General features: G+C 70.9%; 7 protein-coding genes. 6 read left to right on the top strand and 1 reads right to left on the bottom strand.

Translation table 11 applies throughout. The features are described 5' to 3' along the window. Positions 1-38 precede the first annotated feature (38 nt). On the bottom strand, positions 39-488 hold the full coding sequence (locus HUA75_RS25760; RefSeq protein WP_141647435.1) for a hypothetical protein: 450 nt from the start codon (positions 486-488) through the stop codon (positions 39-41). 302 nt (positions 489-790) lie between these two features. Here HUA75_RS25760 and HUA75_RS25765 point away from each other — a divergent pair, with 302 nt between their 5' ends. The 6 genes from HUA75_RS25765 (at position 791) to HUA75_RS25790 (ending at position 11,788) form a co-directional block, all read left to right on the top strand. Then, on the top strand, positions 791-1,039 hold the full coding sequence (locus HUA75_RS25765) for a hypothetical protein (protein ID WP_174487855.1): 249 nt from the start codon (positions 791-793) through the stop codon (positions 1,037-1,039). Positions 1,040-1,340: 301 nt separating this feature from the next. After that, positions 1,341-1,931 carry a GAF domain-containing protein gene (locus HUA75_RS25770; protein ID WP_141647437.1) on the top strand — a complete coding sequence of 197 codons (591 nt, stop codon included), beginning with the start codon at positions 1,341-1,343 and terminating at the stop codon, positions 1,929-1,931. A gap of 118 nt (positions 1,932-2,049) precedes the next feature. Further along, positions 2,050-3,903, top strand: a complete 1,854-nt coding sequence (locus HUA75_RS25775; protein WP_174487856.1) for a serine/threonine-protein kinase — start codon at positions 2,050-2,052, stop codon at positions 3,901-3,903. Between the two features lie 85 nt (positions 3,904-3,988). Then, positions 3,989-7,768 (top strand): DUF3858 domain-containing protein, encoded by a 3,780-nt coding sequence (locus HUA75_RS25780; RefSeq protein ID WP_174487857.1) that lies wholly within the window; start codon positions 3,989-3,991, stop codon positions 7,766-7,768. Positions 7,769-7,949: 181 nt separating this feature from the next. After that, positions 7,950-9,020, top strand: a complete 1,071-nt coding sequence (locus HUA75_RS25785) for a YXWGXW repeat-containing protein (protein WP_174454646.1) — start codon at positions 7,950-7,952, stop codon at positions 9,018-9,020. A 137-nt stretch (positions 9,021-9,157) separates the two neighbouring features. Next, complete coding sequence (locus HUA75_RS25790) at positions 9,158-11,788, top strand: PQQ-dependent sugar dehydrogenase (RefSeq protein WP_254627743.1); 2,631 nt, start codon at positions 9,158-9,160, stop codon at positions 11,786-11,788. The last annotated feature ends 42 nt before the right edge of the window (positions 11,789-11,830 follow it).

The following is an 11,830-nucleotide window of genomic DNA, read 5'->3' on the forward strand; positions in this document are numbered from 1 at the left end:
CTACCACGGCGGCACGGGCCCGAGGACCCAGCCCTCCGTCAAGGCACCGCCGTCCCGTCGCCTGCTTCAGGGGCGTCCGGCTGCCGGGCCGACGGCAGCCGCCGCCGTGCCCGCTCCAGCGCGGACTCATAGAAGACATCGGAGAGCTGTTCGTGCATCTCCCGCAGCTCGTTCAGCTCCCGCTCGCGCGCGAGCAACTGCGTGTTGTGCTCCTCCAGCGCGTGCCGGTCCGCCTCCGTGCGCACCAGCTCCTCCATCAGCGCCAGCCGGCCCTGCTCCACCTCGGCGCGCTCCTGCGTCAGCCGCTCGATGGTCGCCTCCAGCGCCGCCAGTCGCATCGCCACCGCTTCGGTGCGCTCCCGCTCCACCTGGTACTCGCGCTGCCAGCGCAAGGTCTCCTGGACCTGCGCCTCCAGGCGCTCAGGCGTGATTCGCGCGCACCCCGTCGCCAGCCACGCCACAGCCGTCGCGAACCACAGGAACCGCATACACCGTCTCTCCCGCGCCGCGGTCGCGAGAGATTCGCGACGACGCGGTGCCACGGGCCCATACCCTCTCGCCGAGGATGGCCGCGAAGCTTGCTCAAGTGCCCCGGTGTCGTCAAAGCGACAAGTGCCTGTCTGGGGAGCAAGCCCCCAATGTTGGAGCTTCAACTGAGGAGTTTCTCCCCAGCGTCCGGCCCGCGAGCGCCGCGCCTCACTCGGAAGAGGCCGCTGGCACGCGTGCTGCTCAAGCGCCTGCCCGCTGATACGGCGCAATCTCGCGTCGTCCCCCCTCAACGGAGCTTTCCATGAAGACCGTGTTCGCCGCCGCCCTGCTCGCCGCCGCCACCGCGTTTGCCAACACCCCGGCTCCCGCCGCCGCCCCCGCCGCCGAGGCCAAGCCGGCCGCCGCGGCTCCCGCCGAGGCGCAGCCCGCGCCCGCCGCCGAGGTGAAGGCCGAGGAGGCCAAGCCCGCCGCCGCCGAGGCCAAGCCGAAGGCTGGCAAGAAGGCCAAGAAGGCGGCCCCCAAGGCCGAGACCGCCGCCGAGACCAAGTAGTCTCGACTTCCTCGTTCTGAGGAATCCACACGAGGGTGCCCTTCCAAGGGGGCGCCCTCGTGGCATTTTCAGGGTCTGTCCTGCCCCGGACACTCCGTCGCCGGCCCAGCCTGCTCGGAAAAGCACCTGTGTCATCTACACCCCTCCTGGGTCATTGTCTGCGGCACGAACTCTTGACTTTCAGTAAAACTGGGATTTGACAGAAACACAGTAATCGCGCTTAATGTGACTTCAGAGGATGACAGTCCGTTCCGGATACTTGCGGAACCCGTTGCAATTCGTCTTTTCCTGGAGTCACCCCATGGTGGAAGCCTTCTCGAAGGTGTCGGAAGCCTCGAAGCTCTTGCTGGAGAAGGGGCTCGGGCCCAGCACCGCCGTCGAGTCCCTGGGGATGGTCGGCCATGCGCTGGGCGTGGACCGGGCGTACATCTTCGAGAACCGCACGCAGCAGACATACGGCCGGTTCGTGACGGACCTGCGCTACGCCTGGGCGGAGCCGCCCACCGCGTCCGCGCTGGCCAACCCCGTGCTGCGCGCCTTCTCCTTCCGGGACTTCGCGCCGGGCTGGGTGGACATGCTGGAGGCGGGAATGGTGGTGGCGTGCCCCACCCGTGACGCGCCGCCCATGATGCGGGACTTGTTGGAGCGCCAGGGAACGCAGTCGATCCTCCTGTGCCCCATCAACCCCTCGCGCCAGCAGTGGTGGGGGGTGGCGGTCTTCGAGGACTGCCGCCGTCCCCGGGCGTGGAAGCCCGAAGAGGTATCGCTCCTGAAGTCGCTGGCGCGGGCGGTGGCGGCGTCGGTGCGCCACGGGCAGATGCGCTCGTCGTTGGATCAGGTCCGCACCAGCCTGCGCGCGGCGGTGGGTCGCACTCCGGCTTCGGGGCACTGAGACTCGAAGTCGCTCCCCTGGTCGCCGGGCAGCCTGGGCATCGGCGACCCCCTCTCTCGCGCGTGGACACCTCCGCCGAGCGTTTCTGTTACCCTGGCGGCCCCCCTGCCCTACCGCCATGTCCTCCATTGACCCGACGGCGATAAGCCGGACCCGTTCCCCGGATCTCATCAGCGGTTACCGCCTCGAAAAACTCGTGGGTACCGGAGGCATGGGAGAGGTCCACAAGGCCACCCAGTTGTCGCTGGGCCGCACGGTGGCGGTGAAGCTGCTCAACGCGGAGCTGGCCAAGGACCCGTCCTTCATCGCGCGCTTCCAGAAGGAAGCCGCGGCCCTCGCCGCGCTGAGCCACCCCAACGTCGTCTCCATCGTCGACAAGGGGAAGACGGACGTCACCTACTACCTGGTGATGGAGTTCGTGGACGGGCCGTCGCTGCGCGAGTTGATCCGCGCCCCCCAGCTCGACATCTTCGGCGCGCTGCGGCGGATGCTCGAAATCTGCCGGGCGATTGAGTACGCGCACGGCCGAGGCGTCATCCACCGCGACCTGAAGCCGGAGAACATCCTGCTGGACCAGCAGGCGGGTGGCATCGCCAAGGTGTCCGACTTCGGGCTCGCCTCGTTCCTGGACGACGCGAGTCCCTCCTCGCGCTACGCGCTGACGTCCACGCACGTGTCCATGGGCACGCTGTCGTACATGGCGCCGGAGCAGCGGGTGGACGCGAAGAACGCGGACGCGCGCGCGGACATCTTCTCGCTGGGCGTCATCCTCTACGAGTGGCTGACCGGCGAGGTGCCGCTGGGCACGTTCGACCCGCCGTCCCAGCGCAAGCCGGGGCTGGACCCGCGCGTCGACAGCATCGTCACCAAGTGCCTCAAGCCGGACCCGGAGGACCGCTACCCGTCGGTCGCGGCGCTCATCGCGGACCTGGAGCTGCTCGTCCCCGGCAGCCTGCCGTCGATGCTGCCGGTGAAGCTCACGCGCGTGCAGCGCGTCAAGGCGGGCGTGCGCAAGGTCGTGCGCGTCGTGATGCAGACGGTTGCCGTGCTGATGGTGCTGGCGGCGAGCTTCGTGCTGGGCACCGCGTTCTACCTGAGCGGCGAGCGGCGCGTCCCCACCTCACCGGGCGCCACCATCATGGCGTACCTGGGCGAGCCTCGAATCCAGCCCGTGCCCGGGCGGGAGGAAGCAGGTCCCGAGCGCCGCAAGGTGACGCTGGGCGAGGGCCTCGCCGAGCAGAGCCTCGTGGTCGCCGGCAGGCCGGTGAACCTCGAGGACAAGACGCTCGTGTTCCCCTGGCAGGACGACACGACGGGCGTGGGGCGGGTGCGCGTGGACGTCACGCGACGGGAGGGAGACATCCTCAGCCTGACGGGCCAACTGCTCACCGAAGCGCCGCCGCCCACCTGGGAGCGCCGCCTGCGCGACATGTTCAGCCTGTACCAGCCCTCGGCGCCCCCCACCGTGGCCATGCTGCTGACGGGAAGCACCGGCCGCTACGTGGCGCTGGTGCACAACGGAGTGGGCGAGCCCTTGCGCCTGGAGTGGGCGCTGGGTGAGCGCCGGGGCGCGATGCTGGGCATGGAGTCGCCCCGAAGCGGCCCGGTGTCGCTGGAGCTGGCGGTGGACGCCGAGGGCCGGCTGGAGGCCTTCATGGGCACCGGCAAGGACCGTCGGGCCATCTTCGAGCCGCTGGTGCTCGGCATCGGCTGGATGGACCAGTTTGGCGACGCGCCCTTCCCCGGCTTCGGCTGCATGGAGGCCACCTGCCGCGTCGCCGGCATCACCTACGTGCTGAAGCAGTCCCCGCCCGGGGGAACCACGGCCCCGGTGCCCACCCCGCTGCCCCCGCCGGTGAAGACGGTGGCCGTCGCGGTGCCCGCCAAGGCGGTGGTGCCCAAGAAGGCGCCGCCCCCTCCCCCCAAGAAGCAGCCCGCCAGGCCCGCTCCGAAGAACGGCAAGCGCCGCTAGCCCCCTTCCGAGCACTCGAAGCGGACAGAGACTCGCAGGGGAATATGGCCAGTGACGGGGGATTGCATTATCCCTCGACCCTCCTATGCGCACCTTCCGCCGCGGCCTGACCGCGTTCGCTCTCGTCGCCGGCCTCTCGGGCTGCTCCCACTCCCCCTCCTCCGCCAGCATCGCGCCGCGCGTGCTGGAGTCCGCCGCGGAGAAAGCCCAGTCCGGTTCGGACGAGGCGCGCACGCTCGCGTTCGCCGGCTTCCACGCGCACCTGCTCGCGGGCGACTCCGTCCAGGCGCAGCAGCGCTTCGACGCGGCCATCGCCAAGGACCCGGGGGACCCGTACGCGCTCATCGGTCAGCACCTGCTCGCGCGGCGCGCGGGACGGCCGGACCGGGCCCTCACCGCCGCGCTGGAGCTGGTGACGCGCGCGCCCACCCACCCGCTGGCCCTCATCGCCGCGCGCTACGCGCTGGACACCGTGGGCACCGCGCCGCCGCTGGATGACGCCATCCTCAAGGCCGCGCAGCAGGCGCTCGGCGCGGGCGCCACCGGAGAGACGGCCTACCTGCTGCGCGGCGCGCGGCTGTCCGTCGCCGTGGCGCGAGGGGACACGAAGGCGCGCGACGCGGTGCTGCGGGAGCTGGGCGGCGTGTCCGAGGCGACGCTCGTGGGCCCCTTCTCCGCCTTCCACGTCCTGTCCTGGGATGAGCCGTTCCCCACGAAGCAGGACGGCTCGCTCGCGGGCCCCTTCACCGGCGCCTTCGGGACGGTGACGCCGCGCAAGCTGCTCGCGCCGGACGGACGGCTGGACCTGGCGGGCGAGCCCGGCGAGGGCGACGTCTACCTCATGGCCTTCGACGCGGAGGTGCCGGAAGCGGCCACCTACGTGGCGCGCTCGGTGAGCGCCGCGACCCACCAGCTCCTCTTGGACGGCGCGCCGCTCATGGAGCGCCGGGGCTGGGAGCGTGCCACCAGCACCGTCACCACCCGCGCCGTGGCGCTGCCCGCGGGCAAGCACCGCTTCATCGTCCGCCAGCTCAAGGGCGCGACCTCCGGCGTGCTGTCCTTCTCGCTGATGCGCGCCGACGGCCGGCCCTCCAACGTGCGCTTCACCGCCGCCACGGGCGCGGCCCCCGCGTCCTGGGGCAGCGCGCCGAAGACGTCCGAGGCCGTGGGCGTGTACCCCACGACGCAGAGCCTGAAGGACGCGCTGTCCGGTGAGGCCGGAGACCTGCTGTCCACCGTGCTCGCGGCCCGCGACGGGCTGTCGCGCGACGCGGACGGGGCGCGCCGGTTGATGGCGGACGTGGAGGCCACGACGCCCGCGCTGCTGTCGCTGCGCGCGGAGCTGGCGGCGGCGGACCGCACGGTGCCCGCCAAGGTGGCGCGCGGTCGGGCCACGCGAGACTTGGAAGCGCTCCTGCCCAAGGACCCGGGCAACGTGGGCGCGCTGCTCCTGCGCGCGGACCTCTTCATGGACGACGGCCAGGCCGCCTCCGCGCTGGAGACGCTGAAGACGGCGAGCGAGGCCGTGCAGCCCCCGGGCTTCCCGCTGTTCCTGATGCGGGCGCGCGCGGCGCTGACGCTGGACGTGGACGCGCTGGCGGAGGAGTCGCTGGCGGCGGCGCTGCAGATTCAGCCCAACCTGTGTGAGGCGCTGGGGCTCCAGTACAACCTGGCGCGGCGGCGCGACGCGGTGGAGCGCTCGGACGCGCTCGTGGAGGCGCAGCAGAACTGCCCCGGCGTCCAGGCGCGGCGGGCCGACCACGCGCGCACGCGCGGCGATTTGGAGACGGCCTCGCGCGCCTTCGCGGAGATGCTGGCGCGAGACCCCACCAGCGTGAGCGCGGGCACGTCGCTGGCCACCCTCTACGTGGGGCTGCGCCGCCACGACGACGCGCTGGCGGTGCTCCAGGCCCTGACGGTGACGTGGCCGCGCAACGCGGAGCTGCTCAAGCGCATGGCGGACGTGCGCGAGTACGCGGGACAGAACGCGGAGGCGCTCGCGCTGCGGGAGAAGGCGCTGGCGCTGGAGGGTGAGGACCTGTCGCTGCGGCGCGCGGTGGAGCGCGCGAAGACGGGCAAGGAGCTCTTGCAGGAGCACGCCATCGATGGACGCGAGGCGATGCGCGCGTACGACGCGGAGCCCGTCACCGGCGGCGCGGCCGTGTTCGTGCTGGATGCGGCGGCGGTGCGCGTGTACCCCGACGGCAGCATCGTCAACCGCATCCACACCATCCAGAAGGCGCTGGAGCAGTCGGGCGTGCAGGAAATCGCAGAGGTGAACGTGCCGCGCGGCGCGCAGGTGCTGGCGCTGCGCACGCTGAAGGCGGATGGGCGCGTGCTGGAGCCGGAGAACATCGAGGGCAAGGACACGGTGAGCCTGCCCGGCGTGCAGGTGGGCGACAGCGTGGAAGTGGAGTACCTGCTCGCGGAGAGCCCTCGCGGCCCCGCGCAGCCGGGCTTCACGGCGTCCGCGTTCTACTTCCAAATCGCCAACCAGCCCAACGCGTGGACCACGTACACGGTGGTGGCGCCCAAGGGCTCGGGCATGAAGGTGGACGCGCACGGGATGAAGGCGCCCCCGCCGACGGTGAAGGGCGACGAGGAGGTCTTCCACTACGAGGCGCGCCGCGTGCCGCCGTTCATCCCCGAGCCGGACGCCCCTCCCTCCGGCAACGAGTATCTGCCCTTCGTCATGGTGGGCGCGGGCGCCACGGGCAACGAGGGCCTGATTCGCGTCTACGGCGACGCCTTCCAGGACCGCTGGCTGCGCACGGCGGAAGTCGTGGACTTCACGCGCAAGGCCACCCAGGGCAAGCAGGGCCTGGACGCGGTGAAGGCGCTGCACGCGGCAGTGATGCAGCGCTTCTCCGGACGGGACAACGGGCTGGGCCAGTCCGCGGCGTCCACGGTGGCGCAGGACCGGGGCAGCCGGCTGGCGGTGCTGAAGGCGGGCCTGGAGGAGCTGGGCATCCCCTCGCGCGTGGCGGCGGTGCGAACGTTCAACGTGGACCCCAACGACTACCTCTTCCCCAACGACAGCCTGCTGCCCTACGCGGCGCTGCGCGTGGAGGTGCCGGGCAGCGAGCCGGTGTGGGTGGATACGTCGGTGCGCTTTGGCCCCTTCGGCGAGCTGCCGGAGTTCGCCATGGGCGGGCGTGACGCGTACCTGGTGCCGGAGCCGGGCCGGAAGCTGGAGGTGGTGAAGACGCCCGCGATGAAGGAGTCCGCGGGCAAGCAGGTGCGGCTGACGCTGTCGCTCGACGCGGAAGGCAAGCTCAGCGGCAAGGGCGAGGAGACGTACCTGGGGTTCGAGGCGGCGCAGCTGGCCGAGGCCTTCAACCAGCTGTCCGCGGAGAGCCGCAACCAGGCGCTCCAGGGCGCCGTGGCGCGGTACTTCGGAGGCGCGGCGCTGTCGAGCGTGAAGCTGGACCACGAGGACGTGGTGGGCGCGCCCTTCGTGCTGCGCTACGAGTTCACCGTGCCGCGCTTCGGGCGACTGGAGGGCGACAAGCGCATGGCGCTGGGGCCCCTCACCTTCCCCGCGCAGCTCGGCCGGCGCTACGTGCAGCTCAGCTCGCGCCGCACGCCGCTGTACATCGACAACACGGAGGCCAGCAGCACGCAGGTGACGGTGGCCCTGCCCTCCGGCTGGAAGCTGCCGGACCCGCAGCCGGCGCTCGACGTGAAGAATCCGTTCGGCCGCTTCACCCGCACGGAGAAGCAGGAGGGCTCGACGCTCACAATCACGGAGTCGCTGCGGCTGCCCCGCGCACGCGTCGCCCCGCGCCAGTACGAGCAGTTCTCCGGCTTCACCGGCGACGTGGACCTCATCCAGACGCGCGAGATGTTCCTCGTGAAGCCGTAGTCCAGGCCGAGCTGGCCAGCGGGAAGCGGACGCTCCGTCGCCCGCCTGGCCACCCGGCGTCCCACCCTTTCAGGCGACTTCGGCGGGCCTCCCGGGTTGAATACGGGGGGCCCGCTCGCGTCTGAAGGCCCATCGAAGTCCCTCGCGAGGGGGATGGCATTCTCAACACGGAGACGACGTCATGAGTCCTCGAAGCTGGCTCTGGATGGTGGCCCTGCTGTCGGCCCCGGTGGTGCAGGCGCAGACAGCCCCGGTGCCCTCGGACACGGGTTATGCCGACGACGGCCGCGAGTACGCCGACGGCGACTACGACGAGGACTCCGACGAGGAGATGGCGCCCATGGCCCCCCAGCCTCCTCCGTCGCTGCCCACGGAGCGGCCGTCGCGGCGGCCCTACGCCGGCGCCGTGTGGGCCTCCGGTCACTGGTACTGGGACGGCGGCGAGTGGCGCTTCAACCCCGGCACCTGGGTGGCCCCCATGGCGGGCTACCAGTTCGTCAACGGCTACTGGGAAGAGGACCGGGGCTCCTGGTACTGGGTCTCCGGCGGCTGGGCGCGCCAGGGCACCACCGAGGTGGAGATTCCCATCGCCGTCTCCGCGGAGACGCTCTCCACCCAGCAGGCGCCTCCCGCGCCTCGCCAGGAGATGCGCCCGGCGGCGCCCTCCGCGAACCTCGTGTGGGAGCCCGGCTATTGGTACTGGTCCGGCAACAACTGGGACTGGGTGGACGGCACGTGGGCCGCGCCGCCGCGAGCCGACCTGGTCTTCGTCTCGCCCCGCTGGGTGCAGCGCGGACTGGCGTGGCACTTCCTCGGGGGAGGCTGGGCGCCTCGCGGCTCCGTGAATGTCACCATCCCCGTCTTCCGCCACGCGCGCGTCACCGTGGGCTGGGGCCACCCCAATTACTTCGCCCACACGTGGTACCGCGCGCCGGCCGTCCGCTACTACTACCACCGCCCGTGGCGGACCTCCGGCCACTACTACCGGAATGACCGCGTCTGGCGCTCGCCGACCTACCACAGCTACTGGAGGGACCGCGGCGGCCCCCGCCACCACGACCGCGATGACTCCTGGCGCAACCGTGGCAATGACCGCTCGCACCGCGATGACCGCTGGAAGGGTCAGCAGCCGTCGCGACGCCAGGACCGCTGGCGCGCGCCCAGCCAGCGCTCGCGCACCCATGACGCGACGCCCGTCGGCGGTGGCTCCCATGGCCATGGTCGCGGCCGGGGACGTGGTGACCGCCACTGAACATCGCCCGGCACCCAAGGCGGAGGCACCCCGGCCTCCGCCGTTCACTGGCTGACAGGAGCCTCGTTCAGACTCGCGAAAATCAAGATTAAACAGCAAATCCAAGGTGCTTCATGACCCTCCCCCTGGAGTGCTCCATGACATCCTGGATTCGTGGTTTCGCGTGGTTGGTACCCCTGTGTTTGCTGGCCGTGGCGTGTGAGCCCGAGCCCTCGCTCGAAGCGGCGGAAGCCCCGAGCGAGGTCGGCACCACGAGCGCCGCCATCACCCTGCCGCCGTCGTATGCCGATGCGCTGGTGACGGCTGTCTCCCAGCCCACCGCGCTGGCCTTCACTCCGGATGGGCGGCTGCTCATCACCACCCAGGGAGGCCAGCTGCGCGTCTTCGCGGGCGGCGTCCTGGTGGCGACCCCGGCGCTGAACCTCGCCGCCAGGCTGTGCACCAACTCGGAGCGCGGGCTCCTGGGCATCGCGGTGGACCCGGACTTCAGCAGCACCGGCCATCTGTATCTCTATTACACATTCAACAAGTTCAACACCTGCACCACGAACATCACCAACGTCGCGGTGAACCGCGTCTCGCGCTTCACGCTGTCGACGGGGAACGTGGTGAACCCGGCCAGCGAGCTGGTGGTGCTGGACAACATCCCCTCCACGGCGGGCAACCACAACGGAGGTGATTTGCACTTCGGCGCGGACGGGTTGCTCTACGTCAGCGTGGGTGACGGTGGCTGCCAGCTCGGGGACCCGAGCCGCTGCGCGGGCCAGAACACCACCGCGCGCCGCCTGGACGTCCTGCTGGGGAAGATGCTGCGCATCCGCAAGGACGGCACCATCCCCACGGACAACCCCTGGTACGCGGCCTCCGGCAGCCGTCGCTGCGGCAACCCCACGGGCGTGCCGACAGGCACCGGGCCGTGCCAGGAGAACTACGCCACGGGCCTGCGCAACCCGTTCCGCTTCGCCTTCCAGCCGGGCACCAACACCTTCTTCATCAACGACGTGGGCCAGGGCGTCTGGGAGGAAATCGACGAGGGCATCAAGGGCGCGGACTACGGCTGGAACACGCGCGAGGGCCACTGCGCCAACAACTCCACCACCAGTTGTGGGGCGCCTCCCGCCGGGATGACCAATCCGCTGTTCGACTACAAGCACGGCACCAACCCCACGGGCTCGCCCTTCCAGGGTTGCAACTCCATCACCGGTGGCACCTTCGCGCCTCCCGGGGCCTGGGCCTCCTCGGATGACAACGCGTACTTCTTCAGCGACTACGTCTGCGGCAAGGTGTTCAAGCTGACGCGAGGCTCGGGGGGCGCCGTGACGGTGGACGCGTTCGCCACAGGCCTGGGGGGCAGCTCCGCGGTGACGCTGCGCTTCGGCCCCGCCGGTACGGGCCAGTCGCTCTACTACACGACGTACGCGGGCGGTGGAGAGGTCCGCCGCATCGACTTCACCGGCACGCGCAACCGGGCACCCACGGCCGCGCTGTCCGCGAGCCCCACCGCGGGCGCCACGCCCTTGACGGTCAATTTCAACGGCGGCGCCAGCAGCGACCCGGACGGGGATGCGCTGACGTACGTCTGGAACTTCGGGGACGGCAGCGCCGGAGTGGAGACGACCACCGCCACCACCAGCCACGTCTACACCGCGAGCGGCGCCTTCACGGCCTCCCTCTCGGTGCGCGACGCGCGCGGCGCCACGTCCGCGCAGGCGGCCTCGCTCCGCATCGACGCGGGCAACACCGCGCCCGTGCCCGTCATCACCGGTCCCCTGGAGAGCCTGCGCTTCTACGCGGGCCAGCCGCTGGTGCTGACGGGCAGCGCCACCGACGCGGAGGATGGCACCCTGCCGGCAACGCAGCTCACCTGGCGCGCGCTCTTGCACCACAACGAGCACACGCACCCGCTGCTCGCGGCGACGAGCGGCAACAACATTCCCCTCACCGCGCCCCAGCCGGAAGACCTGCCCGCGGTGCTGACAAACTTCGTGGAAGTGCAGCTCACCGCCACCGACTCCCAGGGCCGCACCACCACGGTGTCGCGCAACCTGCTGCCCCACATCGTCGACGTGGCGCTGGACTCGGTGCCCTCGGGGCTGACGCTGGAGGTGAATGGCACCTCCTTCACCACGCCCACCATCATCAAGTCCTGGGAGCGCTACACGCTCAACGTGGCGGCACCCTCGCAGACCGACTCCAGCGGGGCGTGGAAGGTCTGGGCCTCCTGGTCCGACGGCGGCGCGCTGGCGCACGGCTACCTGACGCCCGCGTCCAACTCCAGCCTCTCCGCCACCTATCAGAACGGCTTCGCGGCCCGGGTGGACTTCCTGCCCGCCACCTCGACCGTACCTTCCGGCTACGTCGCGGACACCGGACTGACATTCGGTGACCGGGGCAACGGGCTGTCCTACGGATGGAACACCGACAACTCCACGCAGACCCGCGCGAGGGGCAGCGCGGCCTCGCCGGACGCGCGCTACGACACCTTCACGCACCTGCAGAAGACGGAGAACCCGAACGCGGTGTGGGAGCTCGCCGTGCCCTCCGGCCAGTACCGCGTGACGATTGCCGCTGGAGACCCGGACCACGTCGACAGCGTCTTCTCGCTCGCGCTGGAAGGACAGCCCGCGCTGTCCGGAACGCCCACCGCCACCACGCACTTCTTCACCACGACGACCACCGTCAACGTCTCCGACGGCAGGCTGACGCTCACCAACGGCAGCGGCGCCGCCAACAACAAGGTCAACTTCGTGGACGTGGAGCAGCAGTAGTCCAGGACACACCTCGCCCGGGACAGCGCTGTCTCCCGTACG

This window comes from Myxococcus sp. CA040A (assembly GCF_013336725.1).
In the GTDB taxonomy this organism is placed as follows: domain Bacteria; phylum Myxococcota; class Myxococcia; order Myxococcales; family Myxococcaceae; genus Myxococcus; species Myxococcus llanfairpwllgwyngyllgogerychwyrndrobwllllantysiliogogogochensis.